This window comes from Gordonia sp. ABSL11-1 (assembly GCF_030315685.1).
Taxonomy (GTDB): domain Bacteria; phylum Actinomycetota; class Actinomycetes; order Mycobacteriales; family Mycobacteriaceae; genus Gordonia.
The window spans coordinates 1-1,411 of sequence record NZ_JASXSI010000077.1 but is presented as its reverse complement, the minus strand read 5'-3'; the positions used below and the strand labels follow the sequence as shown (position 1 = coordinate 1,411).

Sequence of the window (1,411 nt, the reverse complement as noted above, 5' to 3'; positions counted from 1 at the left end):
GAGGCTTAGACGCACACGGTGGGTGTTCGGTTCCACCGGCTCGAGAAATGCGGTGACTGGGACGACGAGCTCATCGCGCAGGCCGGAGCCTCACCCCGAGACGGGATCAGAGGTCCAGCAACGGCGTTCCGTCATCGGAGTCGGAGACATTCTCCAGTGACTCGGCTGACTCGGCCTCGGTCCGGCCGTACCGCGTCGCGGCCGACGACATGTGCGTCGAATGTCCATTGAGCCCCGTGGTGATTGCCGTGCCGGCGGCACGCATCGACTGCAATCGCAGGTTCATGGCGTCAGCAGAGCTGCCGACCCAGCCCGAGGAGACCGACTCTTCGATCGCCTGGTGGTCGCGGCTGAATGCCAGTTCGGTGTCGATGTGCCAATTGTTGACCTGGTGCCCTGCGTGGTGCAGTTCTGCGACGTCGACTTCGACGTGATCCCCCATGAGCGCGTCCCCCTTGCTTTTGAGCGGTGGTGCGGCGTCGACGGGCTAGGCCACACAGCCGTGCATGCGCGTCATCGTAGGCCAGATGAACGACCTGACGAGCACCCGGGACGGAAGCCGTGGCAGCATGTCTGCGAGGAAAGTGCCTGTTCAGGGGGTCAAAATGGGCAAACTGTGCATAGCGGACATCGATCGGTGGGACACCGGGGCGATCGCGAACGTCTTCGGGATCTCGACCAACATCGCCGACCACTCGTTGACCACGTCCGGACGACTGGGCAAGCTGACCGTGTTCGAAACGTGGAACAGTGATGCCTCCGACGCCGCGCGCGAATCGGTGGGGAAGACGCGCAAGGACCTGGATCGTCACGGCGAGATTGCCACCAAGGTCGGCGACGCCGCCCGCAAGGCAGAGCGAGAGGTTCAGGACGTCAAGAACGCACTCAAGAAGCTCCGCGACGATATTGCGTCCGCGGGGTTTGTCCTCGATCCGCACACCGACGTGATCTCCGACCCGCACCCGGAACGGGCGGCGTGCATGTCCGATGATGCGGCGAAGGAGTACATGGCCACGCTCGAACGGTTGAACTTCGAAATGGCTGCCGTGTTGACTGCTGCCGCGTGCGCCGACCATGACCTGGCCACGGCGATCAAGAACGCCGACGGTGAGTGGAACATCGTTGTGTGGAAACCGAGCATGGCCGACGTTCTGATGGGTAGCGCCGGCAATGTAGCCGGAACCAAGACCGACATCATCCAAGAGATCTGGCGAGCCTCGATGGGTGAGCACCCGACGGGTATCGACGCGAAGATCGCGCCGTGGCTGGAAGAAGTCGGCAAACTGAGAGTGTCCCGTGCTGGCGGAGCGTTCGGTGTCCTGACGGCGATCCCATCCGTGTTCGCCGATCGTGCCGAGGGCAACTCGTGGGGTGAGGCGATCACGCGGGAGGGTGCGGCGACGGCGACGGG

At 63.8% G+C, this 1,411-nt stretch carries 2 protein-coding genes; one reads left to right on the top strand and one right to left on the bottom strand.

Annotated features, from left to right (window positions below; translation table 11 throughout):
• Positions 1 to 106: 106 nt before the first annotated feature.
• A complete protein-coding gene (locus tag QSJ19_RS26485; RefSeq protein WP_286324036.1) occupies positions 107 to 442 on the bottom strand; it encodes a hypothetical protein in 336 nt (111 codons plus the stop codon).
• A 163-nt stretch (positions 443 to 605) separates the two neighbouring features.
• Here QSJ19_RS26485 and QSJ19_RS26480 point away from each other — a divergent pair.
• A partial coding sequence (locus QSJ19_RS26480; RefSeq protein ID WP_502876350.1) for an Rv0964c family protein occupies positions 606 to 1,411 on the top strand: 806 nt, incomplete at its 3' end.